This window comes from Pseudomonas sp. Irchel 3E19, from assembly GCF_900187585.1.
Lineage (GTDB): Bacteria > Pseudomonadota > Gammaproteobacteria > Pseudomonadales > Pseudomonadaceae > Aquipseudomonas > Aquipseudomonas baetica.
In genome coordinates this window covers 1-25,326 of the sequence record NZ_FYDT01000069.1, presented here as the reverse complement: position 1 = coordinate 25,326, position 25,326 = coordinate 1, and the positions used below count along the sequence as shown (strand labels likewise).

The 25,326-nt window shown below is 57.7% G+C and carries 22 protein-coding genes and 1 pseudogene; 5 read left to right on the top strand and 18 right to left on the bottom strand.

Annotated features, from left to right (window positions below; translation table 11 throughout):
• A pseudogene (locus CKW18_RS27320) lies at positions 1-209 on the top strand (IS4 family transposase); the annotation flags it as partial.
• A gap of 181 nt (positions 210-390) precedes the next feature.
• Here CKW18_RS27320 and CKW18_RS27315 read toward each other — a convergent pair.
• Both CKW18_RS27315 and CKW18_RS27310 read right to left on the bottom strand, forming a co-directional pair.
• On the bottom strand, positions 391-2,016 hold the full coding sequence (locus tag CKW18_RS27315) for a methyl-accepting chemotaxis protein (protein ID WP_095191626.1): 1,626 nt from the start codon (positions 2,014-2,016) through the stop codon (positions 391-393).
• 130 nt (positions 2,017-2,146) lie between these two features.
• A complete protein-coding gene (locus tag CKW18_RS27310; protein ID WP_095191625.1) occupies positions 2,147-3,202 on the bottom strand; it encodes an amidohydrolase family protein in 1,056 nt (351 codons plus the stop codon).
• 128 nt (positions 3,203-3,330) lie between these two features.
• Between CKW18_RS27310 and CKW18_RS27305 the strand changes: the two genes are divergently transcribed.
• Complete coding sequence (locus CKW18_RS27305; RefSeq protein ID WP_095191624.1) at positions 3,331-3,747, top strand: OsmC family protein; 417 nt, start codon at positions 3,331-3,333, stop codon at positions 3,745-3,747.
• Between the two features lie 61 nt (positions 3,748-3,808).
• Complete coding sequence (locus CKW18_RS27300) at positions 3,809-4,672, top strand: pirin family protein (protein ID WP_095191623.1); 864 nt, start codon at positions 3,809-3,811, stop codon at positions 4,670-4,672.
• Between the two features lie 143 nt (positions 4,673-4,815).
• On the opposite strand, the gene CKW18_RS27295 is transcribed toward CKW18_RS27300, so the two are convergent.
• The 4 genes from CKW18_RS27295 to CKW18_RS27280 all read right to left on the bottom strand — a co-directional run bounded on the left by CKW18_RS27295 (position 4,816) and on the right by CKW18_RS27280 (position 8,524).
• Complete coding sequence (locus CKW18_RS27295) at positions 4,816-5,544, bottom strand: dienelactone hydrolase family protein (RefSeq protein WP_095191622.1); 729 nt, start codon at positions 5,542-5,544, stop codon at positions 4,816-4,818.
• A 68-nt stretch (positions 5,545-5,612) separates the two neighbouring features.
• A complete protein-coding gene (gene htpG / locus CKW18_RS27290) occupies positions 5,613-7,517 on the bottom strand; it encodes a molecular chaperone HtpG (RefSeq protein WP_095191627.1) in 1,905 nt (634 codons plus the stop codon).
• Between the two features lie 81 nt (positions 7,518-7,598).
• Positions 7,599-8,051: a PaaI family thioesterase gene (locus CKW18_RS27285; RefSeq protein ID WP_095191621.1), complete on the bottom strand. Its 453-nt coding sequence runs from the start codon at positions 8,049-8,051 to the stop codon at positions 7,599-7,601.
• Positions 8,048-8,524, bottom strand: a complete 477-nt coding sequence (locus tag CKW18_RS27280) for a PaaI family thioesterase (protein ID WP_095191620.1) — start codon at positions 8,522-8,524, stop codon at positions 8,048-8,050. Before CKW18_RS27280 ends, CKW18_RS27285 begins: the two co-directional genes overlap by 4 nt.
• 158 nt (positions 8,525-8,682) lie before the next feature.
• Between CKW18_RS27280 and CKW18_RS27275 the strand changes: the two genes are divergently transcribed.
• Positions 8,683-8,919: a hypothetical protein gene (locus CKW18_RS27275; protein ID WP_007959016.1), complete on the top strand. Its 237-nt coding sequence runs from the start codon at positions 8,683-8,685 to the stop codon at positions 8,917-8,919.
• 77 nt (positions 8,920-8,996) lie between these two features.
• On the opposite strand, the gene CKW18_RS27270 is transcribed toward CKW18_RS27275, so the two are convergent.
• From CKW18_RS27270 to sdhC, 12 genes are all read right to left on the bottom strand, one after another.
• The gene (locus tag CKW18_RS27270; RefSeq protein WP_095191619.1) at positions 8,997-9,398 is read right to left on the bottom strand and encodes an MAPEG family protein; all 402 of its coding nucleotides are present in this window, start codon (positions 9,396-9,398) and stop codon (positions 8,997-8,999) included.
• On the bottom strand, positions 9,398-10,135 hold the full coding sequence (locus CKW18_RS27265; RefSeq protein ID WP_095191618.1) for a DUF599 domain-containing protein: 738 nt from the start codon (positions 10,133-10,135) through the stop codon (positions 9,398-9,400). Before CKW18_RS27265 ends, CKW18_RS27270 begins: the two co-directional genes overlap by 1 nt.
• Positions 10,136-10,330: 195 nt before the next feature.
• Entirely contained in the window at positions 10,331-11,644 is a 1,314-nt protein-coding gene (brnQ, locus tag CKW18_RS27260) for a branched-chain amino acid transport system II carrier protein (RefSeq protein WP_095191617.1), read from the bottom strand.
• Positions 11,645-11,973: 329 nt separating this feature from the next.
• Positions 11,974-12,855 carry a succinate--CoA ligase subunit alpha gene (sucD, locus tag CKW18_RS27255; protein WP_095191616.1) on the bottom strand — a complete coding sequence of 294 codons (882 nt, stop codon included), beginning with the start codon at positions 12,853-12,855 and terminating at the stop codon, positions 11,974-11,976.
• A complete protein-coding gene (sucC, locus tag CKW18_RS27250; RefSeq protein ID WP_007919879.1) occupies positions 12,855-14,021 on the bottom strand; it encodes an ADP-forming succinate--CoA ligase subunit beta in 1,167 nt (388 codons plus the stop codon). The genes sucD and sucC overlap by 1 nt, the downstream gene beginning before the upstream one ends.
• A 199-nt stretch (positions 14,022-14,220) precedes the next feature.
• A complete protein-coding gene (gene lpdA, locus CKW18_RS27245) occupies positions 14,221-15,657 on the bottom strand; it encodes a dihydrolipoyl dehydrogenase (protein WP_095191615.1) in 1,437 nt (478 codons plus the stop codon).
• 97 nt (positions 15,658-15,754) lie between these two features.
• Positions 15,755-16,975: a 2-oxoglutarate dehydrogenase complex dihydrolipoyllysine-residue succinyltransferase gene (odhB, locus tag CKW18_RS27240; protein WP_095191614.1), complete on the bottom strand. Its 1,221-nt coding sequence runs from the start codon at positions 16,973-16,975 to the stop codon at positions 15,755-15,757.
• Between the two features lie 44 nt (positions 16,976-17,019).
• Positions 17,020-19,851, bottom strand: coding sequence for a 2-oxoglutarate dehydrogenase E1 component (locus CKW18_RS27235; protein ID WP_095191613.1), 2,832 nt, complete (start codon positions 19,849-19,851; stop codon positions 17,020-17,022).
• Between the two features lie 251 nt (positions 19,852-20,102).
• Complete coding sequence (locus CKW18_RS27230; RefSeq protein ID WP_060541475.1) at positions 20,103-20,807, bottom strand: succinate dehydrogenase iron-sulfur subunit; 705 nt, start codon at positions 20,805-20,807, stop codon at positions 20,103-20,105.
• 11 nt (positions 20,808-20,818) lie between these two features.
• A complete protein-coding gene (sdhA, locus tag CKW18_RS27225; protein WP_095191612.1) occupies positions 20,819-22,591 on the bottom strand; it encodes a succinate dehydrogenase flavoprotein subunit in 1,773 nt (590 codons plus the stop codon).
• A gap of 3 nt (positions 22,592-22,594) precedes the next feature.
• Positions 22,595-22,963, bottom strand: coding sequence for a succinate dehydrogenase, hydrophobic membrane anchor protein (sdhD, locus tag CKW18_RS27220; protein WP_003222999.1), 369 nt, complete (start codon positions 22,961-22,963; stop codon positions 22,595-22,597).
• Complete coding sequence (gene sdhC / locus CKW18_RS27215) at positions 22,957-23,331, bottom strand: succinate dehydrogenase, cytochrome b556 subunit (protein ID WP_016773673.1); 375 nt, start codon at positions 23,329-23,331, stop codon at positions 22,957-22,959. The genes sdhD and sdhC overlap by 7 nt, the downstream gene beginning before the upstream one ends.
• 363 nt (positions 23,332-23,694) lie before the next feature.
• On the opposite strand from sdhC, the gene gltA reads away from it, so the two are divergent.
• Positions 23,695-24,984 (top strand): citrate synthase, encoded by a 1,290-nt coding sequence (gene gltA, locus CKW18_RS27210; RefSeq protein WP_003222994.1) that lies wholly within the window; start codon positions 23,695-23,697, stop codon positions 24,982-24,984.
• Positions 24,985-25,326 lie beyond the last annotated feature (342 nt).

Here is a 25,326-nt window from a genome sequence, read left to right as displayed (position 1 = left end):
TCAAGCCGGCTTGCCAGTACATCGCCGTGCAGTTGATCGTGATGGCAGCGGCCAATCCTGTTTCAGCGACGGGTAGACGGTTGGCGGAACTTAGAAAAGGCGTTGGCGGGCTGTTTCTGGATCACCGCCCAAGGCCTTCGAGGCCAAGGACGGCGAAGATTTCAAAAACCCGGTTTCCGGTGGACCGTAAGGCTGCTCCGCTTAAGTGAACAGCATTACCGCAGATGCGGGGCTTTTTATTGCCTGCGATTTCTGCAACGACACCAATCCCCTGTGGGAGCGAGCCTGCTCGCGAAAGCGGCGTGCCAGCCACTGAAAAATTTAACCGAACGGACGCCTTCGCGAGCAGGCTCGCTCCCACAAAGAGCAATTACAGCTCGGAAAGCGAACTCAGACCGAGAACCTGGCCACCATGCTGTTCAAATCCACCGCCAACCGCGACAACTCCTGGCTCGCCGCACTGGTCTGATTGGCCCCCGCCGACGTCTGCATCGCCAGATCGCGAATGTTCATCAAATTTCGATCCACCTCACGCGCCACCGCCGCTTGCTCTTCCGAAGCGCTGGCGATCACCAGATTGCGCTCGTTGATCAAGGTGAACGCCGAGGCGATTTCCTCCAGCGCCGTCCCCGCCGCCTTGGCCAACTCCAGTGTCGAGCGCGCCCGGACATTGCTCTGCTGCATCGAACTGACCGCCGAATCCGTGCCCTGCTGAATGCCGCCGATCATTTGCTCGATTTCCTGAGTCGACTGTTGAGTACGATGCGCCAGTGCCCGCACCTCATCAGCCACGACGGCAAACCCGCGCCCGGCATCACCGGCCCGCGCGGCCTCAATGGCAGCGTTCAACGCAAGAAGATTGGTTTGCTCGGCAATCGAGCGAATCACGTCCAACACTTTGCTGATGCCGTGAACCTTCTGCGCCAGGTCTTCGACTTGCACTGCATTGGCCGTAACGTCCTCGGCCAGAGACTCGATTGACGTCACGGTCTGCTGCACCTGCTGACGACCATGCTGGGCGATGCGATCGGATTCGCGCGAGGCTTCGGAGGTCGCCACTGCATTGCTGGCCACCTCCTCCACTGCAGCGGTCATCTGATTCACCGCCGTCGCCGCCTGCTCGATCTCCAGGCTCTGCTGATGCAGCCCGCGAGTGGCGTCTTCCGTGACGCAGCTCAGCTCTTCCGAAGCTGAAGCCAATTGGCTGGAAGACTCGGAGATCTGTCGAATCGTGTCGCGCAGATTGTGCTGCATGCTTTTCAGCGCCTGCAGCAGCCGCGCCGGTTCGTCCTTGCCGGAAATGTTTATATCGCCAGTCAGATCGCCACCGGCCACCACTTGCGCCACGCCAAGCGACTGCGCCAGCGGCAGCACGATGCTGCGGGTCAGCAGCAACGCCAGGCCAATGGTGATCAGCGCAGTGACACCGATCATGATCCCCACCCACACTCGCGAATTGATGAACACCAGCCGCGCCGCCTCGGTGGAAAGGTTGGCGTTGTGTTTATTCAACTCGACCAGATCACGCAGAATCACCGCAATTTCATCGGCCAGCGGACTCATCTGACCATTGAGAATCGTCGCCGCCTCCTCTACCCGATCCTGAGCAGACAATTGCATGACTTGCGCCTGGTACTCCAGATATTGATGCTCGATGACTTTGAAGCGATCAAATAACTTGCGCTCCTCAGGCAGGACGATCAGCACGTCATAGCGCTGCTGCGCTTCGCTCAACACCCCGCGCAGCTCGTCGAGCTTGGCCACGTTCTGTTGCAGCGCCTGCGGATCGCGATTGAGCAACAGGCGCATGGTCAACGCCCGCAGGCGCAGCATGTCCTGACTCATCTCACCGACCGCCATCACGCTCGGCAGCCAATTATTGTCGACCTCGTCGGACTGGGCACGCATGTTCGACATTTGCAGCAGGGCGAACGCCCCCAGTGCAAACACCATCAGGGCCAACAGGCCAAAACCGAGGCCCGCGCGCGGGGCAATATTGAGACTACGGATACTCATTGCTCTGGTTCCTTCCAAAAGCACTGCATCAACCTTGCAGCTGGTTGCTTTAGAAGGTATCGGCCCGTTGAAAATTTGCGTAAGACCAAAAGGTGATATCAAAAGGCCTTAATACTCCGAACACGCGGAATTAACGATTCAGCGTGGTTTTGCCGGACTTGAGCGTAGTTCGCGGCAAGATCGCCAGGAAGTTGTCTTTCGCTACTTTCCGAGCGACGTCTTCCGGCAAAGCGTCCAAAAACGGTTTGAAGCTGTGCATTTCCTGACCGAGCTTGTTGAATCGCCCGACGACGTCCGAGCCAATCATGAAGCGCTCCGGGTATTTCTCTACCAGCGCCAGCCACTGCGGGCGCGGCTGGCCCTGTTCGTCCAGCAGATAAGGCGTGAGCATGCTCCACGACAAGTCGATAAACAGATTCGGATACGCCTCGAGCATCCGCGTGAGGGTCGGCAGGAGGAAGTCCAGCTGCGTCTGATGCCGATGGATTTCCGCGCTGGTACCCGCGTGAGCCCAGATGAACCGTGTGTGCGGGTGATTACGCAGCGGTTCTTCGATTTCCTTCAGGTACAGCGGATTTTTCTCACGCTTTGAGGTGATGTTGGAATGCAGCATCACCGGCAGATCATTTTCCGCAGCCAAGTGATAGATCTTGGTCATCGCCTCGTTATTGGCGCGCGGCGTGTCGCCGGAAGTCAGTGCGGTCAAGTCATCATGTCGGGTAAACACTTCGCCAATGCCCTGCCACAGCCCCGGATACAGATTGAGCATGCGTTGAATGTGTGCGGCAGAGTTTTTGTCGTTGGGATTGAAACCCGACAGAAACGGATGAAAGTACGGCCGCTGCTCGGGTGCCAGTCTTTGCACCGCATCGGCGACGATCACGTCGGTGGCGCTGTACCAATAGGCGTCAGCGTCATCGCCGGCGTAATAACGCGGGCGCTTGGGCTCGTCTTCGTGCCACTTCTTTGCCACGGGAATGCCGGAAATCATCACGTGCTCGATGGCATTGTCTTTCATGGCCGTCAGCAGTTTCGCCATGCCAGCGGTTTCCTGGAAAAAATCCACGTAGTGCAGGTGCGCGTCGCTGTAGGTGTATTCGCGGGCACTGGCGGTGCCGGCACACAGCAGAAGGCAGGCGAGACTTAAACGATACAGGGACACAAGTAATCTCCGACAAGTAGGCATAGCCTAGACCCCGCCCTGACAACAAGGGTTCATCCCGCAGGAAAGTGGAACGCGTGCCGGTGGGAATGCTCTATAACTGCAAGGTCTTTTTTGATCGAACGACTTTTCCTACTGCCAGTGAGGTTCCCATGACCGTTACCGTCAATACCGTCTCCGCTGAAGGTTTTCGTCACACCGTACAAATCGATGACCACGAATTGTTTGCCGACGTGCCGACTTCTGCCGGCGGCGAAGGCACCGCGCCAGAGCCGCACGATTACTTCGACGCGGCGCTCGGTGCGTGCAAGGCCCTGACCCTGAAGATGTACGCGAAGAAAAAAGACATCCCGCTGACCGGCGTGGGTGTCGAAGTCAAGCGCGACAACAGCCAGGAGCAAAAAGGCAAATACGCTCTGCACGTCACCCTGACCCTCAAAGGCGTGCTCACCGACGCCCAGCGCGAAGAACTGCTGCGAGTGGCCGACCGCTGCCCGATCCACAAGCTGATGACCACCAGCGAAGTGAGCATCGAAACCCACGCCCCACAAGGCTTCGACAGCCAATAACCATCCTGATGCCAGCGGCGGGTTATGCTTCTGGCATCACCCGCTCAGCCTGGAATGCACCATGGATACGCAACCACTGATCATCCGCCCGCGCGCCGAAGACGTCGAAGGCCAGCCGATCCTGCGCCCACTGCCATCAGCCAAATGCCGCAGTGTCGGGCCTTTCGTGTTTTTTGATCACATGCTCGAGACGGTTTATCCGACGGGCAAAGGCATGAACATCCGACAGCATCCGCACATTGGCCTGTCGACCCTCACCTATTTGTTTGAAGGCCAGATTCAGCACAAGGACAGCCTCGGCTCTGATCAGGTGGTCAGCGCCGGCGATGTCAGCTGGATGACCGCCGGCAGCGCGATTGCTCACGTTGAACGCACGCCGGCGCCGCTGTGGGATCAGAGTTTCACGATGCACGGTTTGCAGATCTGGCTGGCATCTCCCAAGGATCATGAACAAGGCCCGGGGCATTACAGCCATCACCCGGCAGCAACCTTGCCGGTCAGCGATAACCTTGGTGTGCAGATTAGGATGATTGCCGGGTCAGGCTTTTGCCTGGAATCGCCGGTGCCAGTGCTTTCTCCTACGCTGTACGCCGAAGTGAAGATGCAAACGGCGACCACCCTGCTAATTCCGACCGAACATGAAGAGCGGGCGGTTTATGTGTTGAGTGGGGATGCGCAGTTGAATGGCGAGGCGATTGAGCCGCATGCGTTGGTGGTATTGCCTGCCGGGGAAGAGATGAGTCTGTTTGCCGAAAGCGATGTGCACGCCGTGGTATTTGGCGGCGCGCCATTGGATGGGCCACGGCGGATCAACTGGAATTTTGTTGCGAGCGATCCGGCGGCGATTGATGAGGCACGGCGTAAATGGGCGGCCGGGGATTGGCCGACGGTGCCGGGGGAAGTTGAGCGGATTGAATTACCCTGAGATTTGTATCGCCTGATGGGCCGCCTTCGCGAGCAAGCCCGCTCCCACATTGGATCGGTGGTGTTTGTGAGTTTTTAAATCCACCACAAATTTCATGTGGGAGCGGGCTTGCTCGCGAAGAGGCCAGTGCAGACGCCGAATAATCAGGCTTTGAACACTTCATCCAGCAAGTCATGCATCGACTTGAATGCCCGCGCAGCAGTCTTCGCGTCGTACATCATTTTGCCCGGCACATTGGCGTGCGGATCGGTAAACGAGTGCACCGCACCGCCATAGCTGAGCAATTGCCAATCCACGTTCGCCGCGTTCATCTCAGCTTCGAAGGCCGGCAGTTGCTCCTTCGGCACCAACGGGTCGGACGCGCCGTGCAGCACCAGCACCGAGCCTTTGATGTTGTTGGCATCCGCCGGGTTCGGCGAATCCAGCGTGCCGTGGAACGACACCGCCGCCTTCACCTGCGCACCAGTACGCGCCAGATCCAGCGCACAGCAACCGCCGAAGCAGAAACCGAACACTGCCAGCTTCGAGAGATCGACCGCCGCTTCGCCCTGCTTCTGCAGCTGCTCGAACGCTGCCTGCATACGCTTGCGCAATAGTGCGCGGTCATCCTTGAGCGGCATCATCGCCGCACCGGCCTGATCAGCGTTTTGCGGACGCAACGCCTGACCGTAGACATCCGCAATCAACACCACGTAGCCCTTGGCCGCGACCGACTTGGCGATCTCTTCGGCACCGGCGCTGACACCCATCCAGTTCGGCGCCATCAACAAACCCGGACGCGCGCCCTTATGCTCTGCATCGAACGCCAGACGACCTTCATAAGGCTGGCCGTCAATCTGATAGACCACGGAACGTACAGTGACTTGGCTCATTTCTGACTCCAGATTGGTTAAACACCAGAATGAAAAAACCCGCCGAAGCGGGTTTTTAGACGACTTGGTTAAACCGACAGTTCAACCAGCAGCTTGTTCAGTCGACGCACGTACGCGGCCGGATCCTTCAAGCTGTCGCCAGCCGCCAGCGCTGCCTGATCGAAGAGGATGTGCGACAGGTCGCCAAAACGCTCTTCGCTCTGCTCGCCGTCGAGCTTCTCGATCAGCGGGTGGCTTGGGTTGAACTCGAAGATAGGCTTCGAATCCGGCACCTTCTGCCCGCTGGCTTCGAGGATCTGACGCATTTGCAGACCCAGATCCTGCTCGCCGATGGCCAGAATGGCCGGCGAATCGGTCAGACGATGAGAGACGCGGACTTCAGCCACGGAATCACCCAGCGCGGTTTTCAGACGCTCGACCAGACCTTCTTTGGACTTGGCGACTTCTTCTGCGGCTTTCTTGTCCTCTTCCGAGTCCAGGTTGCCCAGATCGAGGTCACCGCGTGCCACGTCAACGAAGGACTTACCGTCGAAGTCGCTGAGGTAGCTCATCAGCCACTCGTCGATGCGGTCGGTCAGCAGCAGCACCTCGATGCCTTTCTTGCGGAAGACTTCCAGGTGCGGGCTGTTCTTGACCTGCGCGTAGGTTTCGCCGGTGAGGTAGTAGATCTTGTCCTGACCTTCCTTGGCACGCGCCAGGTAGTCAGCCAGACCGACGATCTGCTCGCCGTCGTCGCCATTGGTCGATGCGAAACGCAGCAGACCGGCAATTTTCTCTTTGTTGGCGAAGTCTTCAGCCGGGCCTTCTTTCATGACCTGACCGAAGTTCTTCCAGAAGCCTTTGTATTGCTCAGGCTCGTTCTTCGCCAGTTTTTCCAGCATGTCGAGCACACGCTTGGTCAGCGCCGACTTCATCGAGTCGATGATCGGGTCTTTCTGCAGGATTTCCCGCGACACGTTCAGCGACAGGTCGTTGGAGTCGACCACGCCTTTGATGAAGCGCAGGTACAGCGGCAGGAACGACTCGGCCTGATCCATCACGAACACGCGCTGCACGTACAGCTTCAGGCCTTTCGGCGCTTCACGCTGGTACAGGTCGAACGGTGCGCGGGCCGGCACGTACAGCAGCGAGCTGTACTCAAGCTTGCCTTCGACTTTGTTGTGGCTCCAGGCCAGCGGATTTTCAAAGTCGTGAGCGATGTGCTTGTAGAACTCCTGGTATTCCTCGTCCTTCACTTCAGTGCGCGGACGGGTCCACAGAGCGCTAGCGCGGTTGACGGTTTCCCATTCCTGCGCAGGCTGCTCTTCACCTTCAGCTGCGGTGACTTCTTTCGGCAGCTCGATCGGCAGCGCGATATGGTCGGAGTACTTCTTAATGATGTTGCGCAGACGCCAGCCATCAGCGAACTCGTCTTCCGCTGCTTTGAGGTGCAGAACGATGCGAGTGCCGCGCTCAGGTTTTTCGATGGTGGCGACTTCGAACTCGCCCTCGCCTTTCGACGACCAGTGCACACCTTCGCTGGCCGGGGTACCGGCACGACGGCTGTACACGTCAACCTGGTCAGCGACGATGAAGGCGGAGTAGAAGCCCACACCGAACTGGCCGATCAGGTGCGAATCTTTCTTCTGATCGCCCGAGAGATTCTTCATGAAATCGGCAGTGCCCGATTTGGCGATGGTACCCAGATGGGTGATCACATCGTCACGGTTCATGCCGATACCGTTGTCTTCGAGGGTGACGGTCTTGGCGTCCTTGTCGAAGCTCACGCGGATTTTCAGGTCGGCGCCACCTTCGAGCAACTCAGGCTTGGCCAGGGCTTCGAAGCGCAGCTTGTCGACAGCGTCAGAGGCGTTCGAGATCAATTCGCGAAGGAAGATTTCCTTGTTGGAATACAGCGAATGGATCATGAGGTGCAGCAGCTGCTTTACCTCGGTCTGGAAGCCCAGGGTTTCCTTTTGAGTTTCCACACTCATGGTCATCAAACTCCAATCAGATGGCATAAGCCGCGACCCGAATGGTCGGCGGCGGGTTGTTATCTGAGTTTGGGGCACTGTTCAGGATTTCAAGGGCTCATCGATTTTGAAGTGCGCACGCGCGGTGGCAATCGGCTCGCTTTCAGTGCTTTGCCACGCGGTGACCGCGACGTTCGCCACCCGCCGGCCCTGACGGCAGAGCTGACACTTGGCCCAAGTGTCGCGAAACTGCCCGGTGCGCAGGTAATCGAGAGAAAAATCGATGATCTTTGGCACTCCCGGTGCGCCGGTAAACACCAGCAAATGCAGGGCTGCAGCCAGCTCCATGAACCCGGCGATCACGCCGCCATGAATCGCCGGCAATAAAGGATTACCAATGTTGTCCTTGTTCGCCGGGAGTTTGAACAGCAACTCATCGCCGACCCGCGAGCACTCGATGCCAATCAGTCCGGCATACGGGATCAACTTCAACAGAGGTGCGTAATCGCCCTGCGCGTGGGCCTGTTGCAACTGGTACTTGAAGTCCTCGCTCATTGCCCCTCCCCCTTGATTACGCCGCCGAAGCCTTTTGTGCCTTTGATGTTTTTACCCATGCGCATGAAGGTGCCGACGACATGGGCGATCGGCTGTTCGGGATCGTCTTGATAAGCAAAACCACGGGCGAAGATCACATCGATTGTTACCCGGTAGCACTGGGCAAAGCCGTAGACATCTTTGTTCGGTTCAGCGGCGTGCATGTAGTCGATGCGCAGATCGAGGGTCGGGCAGACTTCGAATTCCGGTAACACACACAGAGTCGACATCCCGCACGCGGTGTCCATCAACGACGTGATCGCCCCGCCGTGAATCACTCCGGTCTGCGGATTGCCGACTATTTTTTCGCTGTACGGCAGGATCACCGTCAGCCCTTCACTGGAGGCGCTGTGCACTCGCAAACCGAGTACCTGACAGTGCCGCAATGCCGAAAGAAATCGTGTCGCGCGCTCAAAAACGGGGTTTTCAGCCATTTGATAATTACTCTCGTTAGAGCCTTTGGCCAGTAGTAGCAAATAGCGCAAAAGTTCCACTAAAAAACAAACTTATATATCTGAAAGAAATGAGGAACTTAACCCTCAGCGTCGAGTCCTTAAGGCCAGTAGTTATTTTCCATAAGGAGAAACACCCCATGCGTAAGACTTTAGCTATTGCCTTGATGTTGACCGCTTCCCTCGGTCTCGCTGCCTGCGATAAAAAATCCGAGGACAAAGCTCAAGATGCCAACCAACATGCTGAACAAGCTCAGCAAGACATGAACAAAGCTCAGGATAAAGTGAACGACGCCGCGAAAGAAAACGCCGAAGCTGCCAAAGCTCAGGCTGAATCGAACGCCGCTGCACAAGAAGAAGCCGCCAAGAAGCAATAATCAGCTTTTCGGTGTAAAAAAAGAAAACCCGCCAAGTGCGGGTTTTCTTTTGCCTGCGATTTATCGCTACTGCCGACTTAGAGCAACAGGGTTCTAAAAGTCGGACTAATCATCAGCAACAACGAACACACTAAGCCGACCAGCCATACCAGACTGCGCAGCTTCGGCAGATCCGCCAGGTAAAACCACAAGTAGATAATGCGAGCGATCACAAAAATGATCGCCAATGTATCGATCAACCAGCCTTGTGTTTGCGTGGTGTGCGCCATCAGCACGCCCACCGCGAACAGAATGAACGCTTCGATACTGTTCTGATGCGCCGCCAATGCCCTCGCGCCGTACCCGGTCAGTTGCGCCTGCTGCTGGCGTGGCAGGTGGTTGTTGTAACCGCCCTGCTCCTTCATGGCCTTGCCCACGGGCATACGCGCAATGTAAATCAACAATGCACTGATAAACACACACCAGAACGGAATACTCATCAAACGACCTCTTTGTTCGCCTCGGGGATGGGCGCCTCTGTAGGGGTATAGACCATCACATCGAGAACGTCGGAATGAAATTCGCGGCGGTACAAGACCACGACCACGCCGGCGCTCATGATCATGAACAGCCACGGGCTGACGAACCACGCCAGCATGCTCATGCCGAAATAATAGGAGCGCAGGCCGAAGTTGAACTGGTTAGCCGCCATGGAAATCACCCGCGCCGCCCGCGAAGCAAAGGCCTTGCGCTCCTGCTCCGAGACTTGTCGCTCACCGATCATGGGCGCCGAGCCGATCAGGATCGCCGCAAAATTATACTGACGCATGCACCAGCTGAACGTGAAGAACGCATAGACAAACACCAGCGCCAGACACAGCAACTTGATCTCCGACATGCCTTGCGAGGCCTGCTGCACCATCGGTATGTCTGCCAGCAAAGACACCGCGCGCTCGGAGGCGCCAAGCACGGTGAGAATACCGGCGAGAATAATCAGGGTGCTGGAGGCGAAGAACGAGGCATTACGCTCCAGATTGCCAATCACACTGGCGTCGGCGATGCGGTTGTCACGCAGCAACATGCGACGCATCCAGTCCTCGCGATACAGGTGCAACACACTGGCCAGGCATGCGGTGTCGCGAGCCTTCCAACTGGCGTAACGGGTGTAACCGCCCCAGCAGATGACGAACCAGAGGGCGGCGAGCAGATGGATCAGGTTGGCTTGGATGAACGACATGCGGTTCCCTGTGGAGTATGGATGCTACCTGTGGGAGCGAGCCTGCTCGCTCCCACATTAGGACTTCGGCAACCCTTCGACGTTAGCCTAGGGAAAAAGACACTGCCTGACGCGCATAAAAAATGCCCCGTATCGATTGATACGGGGCATTTCTGTTCAAGCGCTCAAGACCCGCTTGTGGCGGGTCAGGAAACCTCAGGCAATGGCTTCGCTGCGCTTGCCCAGCAGGCGATCACAGACCACTGCGACCACCAGGGTCATCACACATGGCACCAGCCACGCCAGGCCCTGCTCGCTCAGCGGCAGGTGGGACAGCTGCGACGGCATCCAGTCGGCCAGACCAGCGCCTTTCAGGGCGTCGATGGTGCCAAACAGGAAGGAGACCAGCATCACCGGGCCGAGGATGCGACCGTGTTCATGCCAGAAGTCTTTGCAAAAGCTCAGCGCCACCAGGACGATGCACGGCGGGTAGATCGCGGTAAGCACCGGGATCGAGAAGGCAATCAGCTTGGTCAGCCCCAGATTGGACACCAACAACGAGAACGCCGCCAGAATGATCACCAGAGTCTTGTAGGACAGTGGCAACACTCGGCTGAAGTATTCGGCACAGGCGCAAGTCAGACCGACCGCCGTCACCAGACACGCCAGCGAGATCAGCACTGCAAGGAAACCGCTGCCCAGCGAGCCGAAGGTGTGTTGCACGTAAGCGTGCAATACCGCCGCGCCGTTGGTAGCACCGACGGCGACTTCGTGGCTGCCGGAACCGAGGCGGAACAGGCTGATATACACCAGCGCCAGACCGACACCGGCGATCAGCCCGGCGATGATCGCGTATCGGGTGATCAGCGCAGGTGACTCGACGCCACGGGAGCGGATCGCGTTAACGATGACGATACCGAACACCAGTGCGCCCAGGGTATCCATGGTCAGATAGCCATTGATGAAACCTTGAGAGAACGGCGCGGCCACGTATTCCGGAGTACCGCTACCGATATCACCGGCCGGCAAGGCGAATGCGGCGATGCCGAGTACTGCCAGCGCGATGATCTTCAACGGCGCGAGGAAACGACCCACGGTGTCCAGCAAACGGCCCGGATAGAGCGAGATGAAGAACACCAGCAGGAAGTACACCGAGCTATAGAGGAACAGTGCCAGCGGGCTTTCACCGGTCAGCGGCGCCAGACCGACTTCGAACGATACGGTTGCGGTACGCGGGGTGGCGAACAACGGGCCCACCGCCAGGTAGCACGCCGCAGCCAGAATGCCGCCAGCGATCTTGCCGATCGGGCTGCTCAGTGCATCCATTGCCCCGCCGACTTTCGCCAGTGCAACAACGGTGATCACCGGCAAACCGACCGCTGTGATCAGAAAGCCCAGCGCCGCCATCCAGACGTGAGGGCCAGCCTGCAAACCAACGATCGGCGGGAAGATGATGTTGCCAGCCCCGACGAACAGGGCAAATGTCATGAAACCAAGTGCCAGGATGTCCTGACCTTTCAAAACTTTCATTAAGGTAATACCACACTACTGAATCGGAATTTAGAGGGGGATTGCCCTGTGGGATTAGGGAAATGCTGTCGATCCGTATGGGACTGACCCGTATAGCGCGTTGCATGCCTTGTGGGCGGCAGACGCAAAAATGGCTGCTAGCCTAACGAATTTGGCTTACAAACGCACTGTTAGAGGGCGAACTATCCGATACGCGACGTTTCCGTGTCGCGTTTTTGCATGTAATTGGGCGGATGCCTATAAATAGCCAGCACGACTCAAATCCCGGAAATGACAAAGGCCACCCGAAGGTGGCCTTTGTTTGGTGAAGCGTCAGTTAAGCGTGAGGCTTACTTGACAGCCCAACCGGTCAGCTCGGCCAGGGCCTTGCCGATGTCTGCCAGCGAACGCACGGTTTTAACGCCTGCGTCTTGCAGAGCAGCGAATTTCTCGTCTGCAGTGCCTTTGCCGCCAGAGATGATTGCGCCAGCATGGCCCATGCGCTTGCCCGGAGGAGCAGTCACACCAGCGATGTAGGAAACAACCGGCTTGGTCACGTGTGCCTTGATGTAGGCAGCCGCTTCTTCTTCAGCCGAACCGCCGATCTCGCCGATCATTACGATCGCTTCGGTCTTCGGGTCTTCCTGGAACAACTTCAGGATGTCGATGAAGTTCGAACCCGGGATCGGGTCACCACCGATGCCGACGCAAGTCGACTGACCGAAACCGGCGTCAGTAGTCTGCTTCACAGCTTCGTAGGTCAGGGTGCCGGAACGGGAAACGATACCGACTTTGCCTGGCAAGTGAATGTGACCTGGCATGATGCCGATCTTGCATTCGCCTGGGGTGATCACGCCTGGGCAGTTAGGGCCGATCAGGACAACGCCCAGCTCGTCGCACTTAACTTTGGCGTCCAGCATGTCCAGGGTAGGAATGCCTTCGGTGATGCACACGATCAGCTTGATGCCGCCGAAAGCCGCTTCCAGGATCGAGTCTTTGCAGAAAGGAGCCGGAACGTAGATCACGCTGGCGGTAGCGCCAGTGGCAGCTACTGCGTCTTTAACGGTGTTGAACACTGGCAGACCCAGGTGCTCGGTGCCGCCTTTGCCTGGCGTTACGCCGCCAACCATCTGGGTGCCGTATTCGATGGCTTGCTGGGTGTGGAAACTACCTTGCGAACCGGTAATACCCTGGCAGATAACTTTGGTGTCTTTATTGATCAGGACGCTCATTATTTGCCCTCCGCAGCTTTGACAACTTGTTGAGCAGCGTCGGTCAGGCTGGTAGCAGCGATGATGTTCAAACCGCTTTCTGCCAGTACTTTAGCGCCCAGCTCAGCGTTGTTGCCTTCAAGGCGAACAACAACCGGGATTTTCACGCCGACTTCTTTCACAGCGCCGATGATGCCTTCGGCAATCATGTCGCAGCGAACGATACCGCCGAAGATGTTGACCAGTACTGCAGCGACGTTAGTGTCGGACAGGATGATCTTGAACGCTTCGGTAACGCGTTCTTTGGTTGCACCACCGCCTACGTCGAGGAAGTTGGCTGGCTTGCCGCCATGCAGGTTGACGATGTCCATGGTACCCATGGCCAGGCCAGCACCGTTGACCATGCAACCGATGTTGCCTTCCAGTGCTACGTAGTTCAGTTCGAACTTGGCAGCGTGCGCTTCGCGCGGATCGTCTTGCGACGGATCGTGGAAAGTCTTCAGCTTAGGCTGACGGTACATGGCGTTGGCGTCGATGTTGATCTTGGCGTCCAGGCAGTGCAGATCGCCATCAGCCTTGATCACCAGCGGGTTCACTTCCAGCAGAGCCAGGTCATGATCCTTGAACAGCTTGGCCAGACCGACGAAGATCTTGGCGAACTGAGCAACCTGCTTGCCTTCCAGACCCAGCTGGAATGCCAGCTCGCGACCCTGGAATGGCTGAGCGCCAACCAGTGGATCGATAGTGGCTTTCAGAATTTTTTCTGGAGTGTCGTGAGCGATTTTCTCGATGTCCACGCCACCTTCGGTGGAAGCCATGAACACGATGCGACGGCTCGAACGGTCAACGACAGCGCCCAGGTACAGCTCTTTAGCGATATCAGTGCACGATTCAACCAGGATCTTGGTGACTGGCTGGCCATTGGCGTCAGTCTGGTAAGTCACCAGACGCTTGCCCAGCCACTGCTGTGCGAAGGCTTTGGCGTCTTCTTTGCTGCGAACCAGCTTGACGCCGCCCGCTTTACCGCGACCACCGGCGTGGACCTGGGCTTTGACAACCCACTCGCTGCCGCCGATTTTGTCGCAAGCTTCTGCTGCTGCTTCTGGGGTGTCTACTGCGTAACCAGTGGAAACTGGCAGGCCGTATTCAGCGAACAGCTGCTTACCCTGATACTCGTGAAGATTCATGCTTTTTACCGTCTTCGTTAGGTACTGCGCATTCGGCGCTGCGCTCTTTATGAGTGCCGCGCCACCTGTGACTGCTGCTTGCGTAGCCTTCCGGGTATCCGGTGAAGCTACGCAAGACTGCGTCCAGCGGGCATTCCGCGGTGAGACTTGCTCGCAAGGCTCACGACGGGCCGTTACCGCCGTGGTTTCTTATTGTCTGTTAACGCTTCTTGCGGTTGGCAATGTGGATGGCGCCGCCATTCACAGCCAAAGCAGCTTCGTGCAAGGCTTCAGACAGGGTCGGATGGGAGAAAACCATCATGCCCAGGTCTTCAGCGCTGGTGCCGAATTCCATACCGATCGCGCCCTGCTGAACCAGTTCTGCAGCGCTCGGGCCAATCACGTGCACGCCCAATACGCGGTCAGTCTTGGCATCAGCGATGACCTTGACGAAACCACCGGTATCGTTGGCAGCCATGGCACGGCCGGAAGCAGCGAACGGGAAGGTGCCGACGTTAACTTCAACGCCTTCAGCTTTCAAGGCCTGCTCGGTTTTGCCGACCCACGCGATTTCCGGGTGAGTATAAATAACCGAAGGGATCAGGTCATAGTTCATCTGGGCTTTGTGGCCCTTGATGCGCTCGACAACCATGATGCCTTCTTCCGAAGCCTTGTGAGCCAGCATCATGCCGCGAACCACGTCACCGATGGCGAAAACGCCCGGTACGGTGGTGGCGCAGTGATCATCAACGTGCACGAAACCGCGCTCGTCCAGGGTCACGCCGCTGTCGGCTGCCAGCAGATCAGTGGTCACCGGACGGCGACCAACGGCTACGATCAGCTTGTCGAAAGTGATGGTCTGTTCGCCGTTGGCATCGGTGTAGTTAACAACGACTTCGTCGCCGTTCACTTTCGAACCGGTCACGCGAGCGCCCAGCTTGATGTCCAGACCTTGTTTGGTCAGGGTTTTCAGCGCTTCCTTGGAAACAGCGGTGTCCGCTGCCATCAGGAAGGTGTCCAGTGCTTCGAGAACAGTCACTTCTGCACCCAGACGCGACCACACCGAACCCAGTTCCAGACCGATCACACCAGCGCCGATCACGCCCAGACGCTTGGGTACGGATTGGAATTCCAGCGCGCCAGTCGAATCGACGATGACATTCTGATCAACCGGAGCGGGTGGAATGTCGATCGGACGCGAACCCGGAGCCAGGATGACGTTTTCTGCTTCGATGACTTCAACCGAGCCGTCTGGCTTGGTGACTTCGACTTTCTTGCCAGCCAGCAGTTTGCCGTGGCCCTGGATCGAAGTAACGCCGTTAGCCTTGAACAGAGTGGCAACGCCGCCGGTCAGGTTCTTGACGATGCCAGCCTTGCGGCCAACCATCGCTGCGACGTCCATTTTGACTTCGCCGGTCGAGATACCGTGAACGTTGAAGCTTTCTTTCGCTTCCTTGTATTTCCAGGAGCTGTCCAGCAGCGCCTTGGAAGGAATGCAGCCGACGTTCAGGCAGGTGCCGCCCAGGGCTTGCTTGCCTTCGGCGTCGGTGTACTTCTCGATGCAGGCAGTGGTCAGACCCAGCTGCGCGGCCTTGATGGCAGCCACGTAGCCACCAGGGCCAGCACCGATCACTACTACGTCAAATTTCTGCGACATTCAAAAAATCCTCTTTAGCGAAAAGCTTCAAGCCGCGCGCTCCAAGCCAAGCTGCCCTTTGCTGCAGCTTGAAACTTGAAGCCCGCGACTGCTTCTATCAGATATCCAGCAACAGACGAGCCGGATCTTCCAGCAGGTTCTTGATGGTCACCAGGAAGGTTACAGCTTCTTTGCCATCGATCAGACGGTGATCGTAGGACAGTGCCAGGTACATCATCGGACGGATAACGACCTGACCGTTGATGGCCATAGGACGCTGGATGATGTTGTGCATGCCCAGAATCGCTGCCTGCGGCGGGTTGACGATCGGGGTGGACATCATCGAACCGAAGGTACCACCGTTGGTGATGGTGAAGGTACCACCGGTCATCTCGTCCATCGACAGTTTGCCGTCACGGGCTTTTTTGCCGAATGTTGCGATACCGCCTTCGATTTCAGCCAGGCTCATCAGCTCGGCGTTACGCAGAACCGGTACAACCAGACCACGATCGCTGGAAACGGCAACGCCGATGTCCGCGTAGCCGTGGTAAACGATGTCGCCGCCGTCGATCGACGCGTTGACAGCCGGGAAGCGTTTCAGCGCTTCGGTGGCCGCTTTCACGAAGAACGACATGAAGCCCAGACGTACACCGTTGTGAGACTTCTCGAACAGATCCTTGTACTTCGAACGCAGGGCCATGACTTCGGTCATGTCGACTTCGTTGAAAGTGGTCAGCATCGCCATGTTCGACTGAGCTTCAACCAGACGCTTGGCCACGGTGGCGCGAACGCGGGTCATCGGCACGCGCTTCTCGATGCGGTCGCCAGCGGCGAACACAGGAGCGGCAGCCGAAGGAGCAGCAGCCTTGGCAGGCGCGGCAGCCGGAGCGGCTTTCTTGGCAGCAACAGCAGCCACGACGTCTTCCTTGGTTACACGACCGCCTTTACCAGTGCCGGCAACGGAAGCGATGTTGATGCCGTTTTCTTCAGCCAGCTTGCGCGCAGCCGGGGCAGCAACAGGATCGTCTTCGCCTTCAGCAGCAGGTGCAGCGGCAGCAGCAGCCGGAGCAGCAGCGGCGGCTGGAGCAGCGGCAGCAGCGCTGCCCTCTTCGATCGAGCCCAGCACCTGGTTGGAAAGAACGGTATCGCCTTCGTTGGCAACGATAGCGCCCAGCACGCCGTCAGCTTCGGCCAATACTTCGAGCACGACTTTGTCGGTTTCGATGTCGACGATCAGGTCGTCACGCTTGACGGCCTCACCTGGTTTCTTGTGCCAGGTGGCAACGGTGCCATCGGCAACCGATTCCGGGAATGACGGGGCTTTGATTTCGATAGCCATTATCTGTGGGTCCTTAAAATTCGGTTTCAGTCAGCGCGAAGGCGTTAAACAGTGAAAGCATCTTGCAGCAGTTTTTCCTGCTGCTCGGCGTGCATCGATGCGTAACCACATGCAGGTGCAGCAGAAGCCTCACGGCCCGCGTACTCAAGTACGAGAGACTTGTCGAGGTTGCTGATGCTGCGACGCAAGTGGTGCTGGCTGCAGTACCAGGCGCCCTGGTTCATCGGCTCTTCCTGACACCAAACGGCATGCTTGACGTTGGTGTACGGAGCCAGGACTTCTTTCAAGTCGTCCTCAGGGAATGGGTACAGCTGCTCGATACGCACGATGGCAATATCTTCGCGGCCTTCGGCACGGCGTTTTTCCAGCAGGTCGTAGTAGACCTTGCCGCTGCACAGAACAACGCGCTCGACCTTTTTCGGGTCCAGGGCATCGATTTCCGGGATCACGGTCTGGAACGAACCTTCGGCCAGATCTTCCAGGGTCGAGATGGCCAGCTTGTGGCGCAGCAGCGACTTGGGAGTCAGGACTACCAGAGGTTTGCGCAGCGGGCGGATCACCTGACGGCGCAGCAAGTGGTAGATCTGAGCCGGCGTGGTCGGCATGCACACCTGAATGTTGTGCTCGGCGCACAGCTGCAGATAGCGCTCAAGACGTGCCGAGCTGTGCTCAGGGCCCTGACCTTCGTAACCGTGTGGCAGCAACATGGTCAGACCGCAGAGACGGCCCCACTTGTGCTCGCCGCTGGTGATGAACTGGTCGATAACAACCTGTGCACCGTTGGCGAAGTCGCCGAACTGGGCTTCCCAGATCACCAGCGCGTTTGGCGTGGTGGTCGAGTAACCGTATTCGAAAGCCAGTACCGCTTCTTCCGACAGGAACGAGTCGTACAGGTCAAAGCGTGGCTGACCCTCGTACAGGTTCTGCAGCGGAATGTAAGTGCCAGCGTCTTTCTGGTTGTGCAGAACAGCGTGACGGTGCGAGAACGTACCGCGGCCGATGTCCTGACCGGTCATGCGGATCGGGTGACCTTCGAACGCCAGGGTCGCGTACGCCATGGTTTCGGCATAACCCCAGTTGATCGGCAGGCCGCCGGCTTGCATCTTCTGACGGTCTTCGTAGATCTTCGCGACCTGACGCTGAACCACGAAGCCTTCCGGAATTTCCAGCAGCTTGGCGGACAGTTCTTGCAGGGTCTTCAGATCAAAACGAGTGTCGTGACGCGCAGTCCAGGCGTGGCCCAGATACGGACGCCAGTCCACGAACAGCTCTTTGTTCGGTTCTTTGACCAGCGACTTCACTACGTGCAGACCGTTGTCCAGCGCGTTGCGATACTCGTCGACTTTCGCCTGAACACGTTCAGCGTCCAGAACCCCTGCCTGAGTCAGACGATCAGCGTACAGCTCACGGGTGGTGCGCTGCTTGGTGATCTGCTGATACATCAATGGCTGGGTGCCGCTTGGCTCGTCGGCCTCGTTGTGGCCGCGACGACGGTAGCAGACCAGATCGATCACCACGTCACGCTTGAACTGCATGCGGTAGTCGATGGCCAGCTGGGTCACGAACAACACGGCTTCCGGATCATCACCATTCACATGGAGGATCGGCGCCTGGATCATCTTCGCAGCGTCGGTGGCGTACTCGGTGGAACGCGAGTCCAGCGGGTTGCTGATGGTGAAACCCACCTGGTTGTTGATCACGATGTGTACAGTACCGCCGGTTTTGAAACCGCGGGTCTGCGACATCTGGAAGGTTTCCATGACCACGCCTTGACCGGCGAATGCCGCGTCACCGTGGATGGAGATCGGCAGAACCTTCTCACCGGTCTGATCGTTACGACGATCCTGACGGGCGCGAACCGAACCCTCGACCACCGGAGAAACGATTTCCAGGTGGGACGGGTTGAATGCCATGGCCAGGTGAACTTCACCGCCGGTGGTCATTACGTTGGACGAGAAGCCCTGGTGGTATTTAACGTCACCGGAACCCAGCTCGACCTTCTTCTTGCCTTCGAACTCGTCGAACAGCTCGCGCGGGTTCTTGCCGAAGGTGTTGACCAGCACGTTCAGACGGCCACGGTGGGCCATGCCGATGACGACTTCCTTGGTGCCGTAGGAACCGGAACGCTGGATCAGTTCGTCGAGCATCGGAATCAGGCTTTCGCCGCCTTCCAGACCGAAACGCTTGGTGCCCGGGTATTTGGTGCCCAGGTATTTTTCCAGGCCTTCACCGGCAGTCACGCGCTCAAGCAGGTGGCTCTTGATGTCGGCGGAGTACGTCGGACGACCACGCACGCTTTCCAGACGCTGCTGGAACCACTGGCGCTGCTCGGAATCGGTGATGTGCGTAAATTCAGCGCCGATGGTGCGGCAATATGTCTGCTGCAACGCTTCGTGAATTTCGCGTAGGCTCGCTTCCTCTTTGCCGATGAACAGGTCGCCGGCACGGAAGGTCGTATCAAGATCGGCATTGGTCAAGCCGTAATGATTGATCGACAGGTCTGCAGGTGCAGGACGCTGCCACAGCCCCAGCGGGTCAAGCTGGGCTGCCTGGTGGCCACGCATACGGTAGGCCTGGATCAATCGCAGCACTTCAACTTGCTTCTTCTCGTGCTCACTGCTCACGCTCCCGGCGGAAACCGGTTGAGCGCGGCGCTGGTTCTTTGCCAGCAGCACGAAATGATCGCGAATTGTCGAGTGCGAAACATCAGTGGCAGAGTTGCCGTCGGCAGGCAACTTCTGAAAGTAGGTGCGCCACTCTTCTGGCACAGCGTTAGGGTCGTGCAGGTAGAGCTCATAAAGCTCTTCCACATAGGCAGCGTTTCCACCTGAAAGGTAGGCGCTGTTCCACATGCGCTGCATCACGCTTTCTTGCATGCTTGGTCACCCTCGGTTAGGGGAACACCATCGGTGTCGACACCGAGCAAACTTGCAGAAGTCCGAATGCAGCGACTAAAACAAGCCACTTAGGATCACACTGATAGTCCGGGTACCAGCCCGGATGCCCCTGCTTGTCTCATTTCTTCAAAATAAGAGCCGCAGCTTATGGCTGCTGCTCTGGTTATAGCCATGACGCGGGTTGAAGCCCGCGCCACAGCCTCTACGGTACAGCGTTTACAGCAGCTGAATCACACGCCGCTCGAAAGCAGCATGTTACGGATGTGACCGATGGCCTTAGTCGGGTTCAGGCCTTTCGGACATACGTTGACGCAGTTCATGATGCCCCGGCAGCGGAATACGCTGAACGGGTCATCGAGCGAAGCCAGACGCTCGGACGTCTTGGTGTCACGGCTGTCTGCCAGGAAGCGATAGGCTTGCAGCAGAGCGGCTGGACCCAGGAACTTGTCCGGGTTCCACCAGAAGGACGGGCAAGAGGTCGAGCAGCAAGCGCACAGGATGCACTCGTACAGACCGTCGAGCTTTTCACGCTCTTCTGGCGACTGCAGACGCTCGATGGCCGGAGCCGGCGTGTCGTTCTGCAGGTAAGGCTTCACCTTCTCGTATTGCTTGTAGAAGATGCTCATATCGACGACCAGGTCACGGATAACCGGCAAACCTGGCAGAGGACGAACGATCAACTTGTTACCTTTTACAACGGCGGACAGTGGCGTGATGCAGGCCAGGCCGTTCTTGCCGTTGATGTTCATGCCGTCGGAGCCGCAGACGCCTTCACGGCAAGAGCGACGATAGGAGAAACCTTCATCCTGCTCTTTGATCAGGGCCAGCACGTCCAGCACCATCAGGTCTTTACCACCGGTATCGACCGAAAATTCCTGCATGAACGGCGCAGCGTCCTGATCAGGGTTGTAGCGATAAACACTGACTTGCAACATGGCGGTCACCCTTAATAAGTCCGGACTTTCGGCTCGAAAGTCGGAACAGTCTTCGGCGAGAAGTTAACGGCACGCTTGGTGACGCGCTTGTCACCCGGGAAGTACAGGGTGTGGCACAGCCAGTTTTCGTCGTCACGGTCTTCGAAGTCTTCACGGGCGTGCGCACCGCGGGACTCTTTACGTACTTCGGCAGCGATGGCAGTCGCTTCAGCCACTTCCAGCAGGTTTTGCAGTTCCAGCGCTTCGATACGAGCAGTGTTGAACGCCTGCGACTTATCGTTGATCTTCACGTTAGCGATACGCTGACGCAGATCGGCCAGTTGAGCGATACCTTTCTGCATGTATTCGCCGGTACGGAACACACCGAAGTAGTTCTGCATGCAGCTTTGCAGCTCGCGACGCAGGGTTGCCACGTCTTCGCCATCGGTACGGTTGTTCAGCGCGTTCAGGCGCGACAGGGCAGCTTCGATATCGGCTTCGGTAGCGTCGTCGTATTCGATGCCGTCGGTCAGTGCCTTTTCCAGGTGCAGGCCGGCAGCGCGACCGAATACCACCAGGTCAAGCAGCGAGTTGCCGCCCAGACGGTTGGCACCGTGAACCGATACGCAAGCCACTTCACCTACAGCGAACAGACCAGGGATGATCTGATCCACGCCATCAGCGTTCTGGGTGATCGCCTGACCATGAATGTTGGTGGCAACGCCGCCCATCATATAGTGGCAAGTCGGAACAACCGGAACCGGAGCAACCACCGGGTCAACGTGAGCGAAAGTCTTCGACAGTTCGCAGATGCCTGGCAGACGGCTGTGCAGCACTTCCTCGCCCAAGTGGTCGAGTTTGAGCATTACGTGGTCGCCATTCGGACCGCAACCATTGCCAGCGATGATTTCCTTAACCATCGAGCGAGCAACCACGTCACGACCGGCAAGGTCTTTGGCGTTCGGAGCATAACGCTCCATGAAACGCTCGCCGTGCTTGTTGATCAGGTAACCACCTTCACCACGGCAACCTTCTGTAACCAGTACACCGGCGCCGGCGATGCCGGTCGGGTGGAACTGCCACATTTCGATGTCTTGTACCGGTACGCCAGCACGCAGAGCCATGCCGACGCCGTCACCGGTGTTGATCAGGGCGTTGGTGGTGGACGCGTAGATACGGCCTGCACCGCCGGTAGCCAATACGGTGGCTTTCGCGCGGATATAGGAAGTTTCGCCAGTTTCGATGCAGATCGCGATCACACCGACGAACTCGCCTTCCTGGTTTTTTACCAGGTCGACAGCGTAGTACTCGTTCAGGAACGTGGTACCGGCTTTCAGGTTGCCCTGATAAAGGGTGTGCAGCAGTGCGTGACCGGTACGGTCGGAAGCGGCGCAAGTACGTGCAGCCTGACCGCCCTTGCCATAGTCCTTGGACTGACCGCCGAACGGACGCTGGTAGATACGGCCTTGCTCGGTACGCGAGAACGGCAGACCCATGTGGTCCAGCTCGAAAACAGCGGCCGGGCCTTCCTGACACATGTATTCGATAGCGTCCTGGTCACCGATGTAGTCGGAACCCTTGACGGTATCGTACATGTGCCAGCGCCAGTCATCGTTCGGGTCAGCGGACGCGATTGCGCAAGTGATGCCGCCTTGGGCGGATACAGTGTGCGAACGGGTCGGGAAAACCTTGGTGATCACGGCAGTCTTGTGACCGCCCTGCGCCAGTTGCAGCGCAGCGCGCATGCCGGCACCGCCACCACCAATAATGATGGCGTCGAAAGAAATCGTTGGAATGTTAGCCATGACTCAGATACCCCAGAGAATCTGCACACCCCAGACGAAGTAAGCGAACATCGCAACGCCGCATACTGCCTGGAAAAGGAAACGTATAGCCGTTGCGGACTTGCCGAACGCCATTGGCGTCAGGTAGTCAGTCGCGATGGTCCACATGCCGACCCAGGCGTGAGCGCCGAGAGCAACAAGGGCCAAGAGGCTGAAAATACGCATTCCGTTGTGGGCGAACAGTTCATGCCACTGGGCATACTCGAGGCCTGGGTGGGCCACGACATATCCGATCAGAAAGATGAAGTAAGCCGCGAGAACGACCGCAGACACACGTTGCGCCATCCAGTCATAGAGGCCCGAACGCGACAGGTTCGTGACGTTAGTTACCATATCCAAACTCCTGCCAGAACGATTACCACCACGGAAACGGCGATAACGATTTTCGAGCCCAGCTTGCCGCCTTCCAGCGTCTCACCGATGCCCATGTCCATGATCAAATGGCGCACACCGGCTACCAGGTGATACAGCAGAGCGGACAGGATGCCCCAAATCACTAGCTTGGCTAGCGGACTGGTCAGACACGCTTTCACCTGACCGAAGCCTTCCTCGGAGCTCAGCGACTTGTCCAATGCGTAAAGCATGATGGCAAGGCACACAAAGAGGATGACACCGGAGATACGGTGAAGAATGGACGTGTAAGCAGTGACTGGGAGTTTGATGGTCCTTAGGTCTAGGTTTACAGGTCGTTGGCTTTTCACGGCTTTTTTTTCACACTGAAGAGCCCCTAACAATCAGGGCAAAGTTGTTGGGGAGTGCACTGGTCAGGTAACCACCACCCAGGGATGCGACCCCCAATGAAAGCAAGCCCAAAAGCCCTTGGCGGTCGGTGGCCGAGTATAGACAGTTAGGCTACTAATGACAACGCAATCACCTACCCCCAATAGCTGATTGCACAAGTTGAATAAAAGGCGTAAATGGCAGGCAATTTCGAGGAAAAAGTGCGCTTAAAGCCTTCTGGAGCAAGACTTTAGGCAAATTGACATTCGAATTTATCTCACTATAGTGGTGCGGGCCCTGCGTGGGGGGTCTGTCTGATGGTTCAAGCATAAATAGGAGGCCACATGGCTGACAAAAAAGCGCAGTTGATCATCGAGGGCGCAGCCCCCGTCGAGCTGCCCATTTTAACCGGCACCGTTGGTCCCGATGTAATTGATGTTCGGGGCCTGACGGCCACGGGCCGCTTCACTTTCGACCCGGGTTTCATGTCGACCGCTTCGTGCGAATCGAAGATTACCTATATCGACGGCGACAACGGCATTCTGTTGCACCGCGGCTACCCGATCGAACAGCTGGCTGAAAAATCGGACTACCTGGAAACCTGCTATCTGTTGCTCAACGGCGAATTGCCGACAGCAGAACAGAAAGCCCAGTTTGTCAGCACCGTCAAGAACCACACCATGGTTCACGAGCAGCTGAAAACCTTCTTCAACGGCTTCCGTCGCGATGCCCACCCGATGGCCGTCATGTGCGGCGTAGTCGGCGCCCTCTCGGCCTTCTACCACGACTCCCTGGACATCAATAACCCGCAGCATCGCGAAATCTCCGCGATCCGCCTGGTTGCCAAGATGCCGACCCTGGCAGCGATGGTTTACAAGTACTCCATGGGCCAACCCATGATGTACCCGCGCAACGACCTGACGTACGCGGAAAACTTCCTGCACATGATGTTCAACACCCCGTGCGAGATCAAACCGATCAGCCCGGTGCTCGCCAAGGCCATGGACCGGATCTTCATCCTCCACGCCGACCACGAGCAGAACGCATCGACTTCCACCGTGCGTCTGGCAGGTTCTTCGGGTGCCAACCCGTTCGCCTGTATCGCCGCCGGTATCGCCGCACTGTGGGGCCCTGCCCACGGCGGTGCGAACGAAGCCGTTCTGACCATGCTCGATGAAATCGGCGATGTGTCCAACATCGACAAGTTCATCGCCAAGGCCAAGGACAAGAACGATCCGTTCAAGCTGATGGGCTTCGGTCACCGCGTTTACAAGAACCGCGACCCTCGCGCGACTGTAATGAAGCAGACCTGCGACGAAGTACTGAAGGAACTGGGCATCAACAACGATCCGCAACTCGAACTGGCCATGCGCCTGGAAGAGATCGCCCTGACCGACCCGTACTTCATCGAACGCTCGCTGTACCCGAACGTCGACTTCTACTCGGGGATCATCCTCAAGGCGATCGGCATTCCGACCAGCATGTTCACCGTGATTTTTGCGCTGGCACGTACTGTTGGCTGGATTTCGCACTGGAAAGAAATGCTCTCCAGCCCGTACAAGATTGGCCGCCCGCGCCAGCTGTACACTGGCTACGAGTCGCGTGACATTACCAAGCTGGAAGACCGCAAATAGGACTTGTCTTGCGATAACGTCTTGAAGTTGTACCGGGAACGGCCTCTATGTGAATAGCGGCCGTTTTTGTTTGTCTGGGGTTTGGGGTTTGGGGTTTGGGTGTATATCCGTTGCTGCGGGTGTTGCTGACTAGGGTTCCGCCCTGACGGCGGGTCACTTTTGGCAAACGCCCGGAATGCCGGCCCAGCCAAAAGTAACCAAAAGGGCTGCTCCCTGACGTACGGCACTTCGCTTAGGCTCAGTGTTCCCTCGCTACGGTGTCCATCCGGGGGCATCGCCTACGGTTTGCTTCGCTGCACCTCCTCTCGATGTATGCGGCTTCGCCGCACGGCGCTGCGCGCC

Coding starts and splice junctions, on each gene's coding strand:
- CKW18_RS27315 (WP_095191626.1), bottom strand. CDS start 2,016: ATGAGTATCCGTAGTCTCAATATTGCCCCGCGCGCGGGCCTCGGTTTT.
- CKW18_RS27310 (WP_095191625.1), bottom strand. CDS start 3,202: ATGCCTACTTGTCGGAGATTACTTGTGTCCCTGTATCGTTTAAGTCTC.
- CKW18_RS27305 (WP_095191624.1), top strand. CDS start 3,331: ATGACCGTTACCGTCAATACCGTCTCCGCTGAAGGTTTTCGTCACACC.
- CKW18_RS27300 (WP_095191623.1), top strand. CDS start 3,809: ATGGATACGCAACCACTGATCATCCGCCCGCGCGCCGAAGACGTCGAA.
- CKW18_RS27295 (WP_095191622.1), bottom strand. CDS start 5,544: ATGAGCCAAGTCACTGTACGTTCCGTGGTCTATCAGATTGACGGCCAG.
- htpG (WP_095191627.1), bottom strand. CDS start 7,517: ATGAGTGTGGAAACTCAAAAGGAAACCCTGGGCTTCCAGACCGAGGTA.
- CKW18_RS27285 (WP_095191621.1), bottom strand. CDS start 8,051: ATGAGCGAGGACTTCAAGTACCAGTTGCAACAGGCCCACGCGCAGGGC.
- CKW18_RS27280 (WP_095191620.1), bottom strand. CDS start 8,524: ATGGCTGAAAACCCCGTTTTTGAGCGCGCGACACGATTTCTTTCGGCA.
- CKW18_RS27275 (WP_007959016.1), top strand. CDS start 8,683: ATGCGTAAGACTTTAGCTATTGCCTTGATGTTGACCGCTTCCCTCGGT.
- CKW18_RS27270 (WP_095191619.1), bottom strand. CDS start 9,398: ATGAGTATTCCGTTCTGGTGTGTGTTTATCAGTGCATTGTTGATTTAC.
- CKW18_RS27265 (WP_095191618.1), bottom strand. CDS start 10,135: ATGTCGTTCATCCAAGCCAACCTGATCCATCTGCTCGCCGCCCTCTGG.
- brnQ (WP_095191617.1), bottom strand. CDS start 11,644: ATGAAAGTTTTGAAAGGTCAGGACATCCTGGCACTTGGTTTCATGACA.
- sucD (WP_095191616.1), bottom strand. CDS start 12,855: ATGAGCGTCCTGATCAATAAAGACACCAAAGTTATCTGCCAGGGTATT.
- sucC (WP_007919879.1), bottom strand. CDS start 14,021: ATGAATCTTCACGAGTATCAGGGTAAGCAGCTGTTCGCTGAATACGGC.
- lpdA (WP_095191615.1), bottom strand. CDS start 15,657: ATGTCGCAGAAATTTGACGTAGTAGTGATCGGTGCTGGCCCTGGTGGC.
- odhB (WP_095191614.1), bottom strand. CDS start 16,975: ATGGCTATCGAAATCAAAGCCCCGTCATTCCCGGAATCGGTTGCCGAT.
- CKW18_RS27235 (WP_095191613.1), bottom strand. CDS start 19,851: ATGCAAGAAAGCGTGATGCAGCGCATGTGGAACAGCGCCTACCTTTCA.
- CKW18_RS27230 (WP_060541475.1), bottom strand. CDS start 20,807: ATGTTGCAAGTCAGTGTTTATCGCTACAACCCTGATCAGGACGCTGCG.
- sdhA (WP_095191612.1), bottom strand. CDS start 22,591: ATGGCTAACATTCCAACGATTTCTTTCGACGCCATCATTATTGGTGGT.
- sdhD (WP_003222999.1), bottom strand. CDS start 22,963: ATGGTAACTAACGTCACGAACCTGTCGCGTTCGGGCCTCTATGACTGG.
- gltA (WP_003222994.1), top strand. CDS start 23,695: ATGGCTGACAAAAAAGCGCAGTTGATCATCGAGGGCGCAGCCCCCGTC.